Source organism: Lyngbya sp. CCY1209 (assembly GCF_035615495.1).
Taxonomy (GTDB): domain Bacteria; phylum Cyanobacteriota; class Cyanobacteriia; order Cyanobacteriales; family Microcoleaceae; genus Limnospira.
Genome location: NZ_JAJENU010000643.1, coordinates 1 through 217, shown reverse-complemented (window position 1 = coordinate 217; position 217 = coordinate 1). Strand labels below are relative to the sequence as shown.

1 protein-coding gene is annotated in these 217 nt (G+C 60.8%); it reads left to right on the top strand.

From position 1 onward, the window contains the following. A partial coding sequence (locus LKE08_RS26020) for a hypothetical protein (RefSeq protein WP_324707200.1) occupies window positions 1–217 on the top strand: 217 nt, incomplete at both ends.

Below are 217 nucleotides of genomic sequence, written 5' to 3'. Positions count from 1 at the left end.
GGCAGCAGCAGTTCGGCTTCCTCCACTTCCTCCGCAGACGAAACGGGGGCGGGAAGCAGCAGCGAATCCACCGCCACTTCGGGAGAGGGAGAAACCAGCAATAGCAGCGAGGAAACCTTCACTCCTGGCGCCGATTCTAGCAGCGGAAGTGCCAGTGCGATCGCATCTTCCAACGAGGCGGAAACGGAAGCTACAGCCACTGCCGGAGATGCGGAAA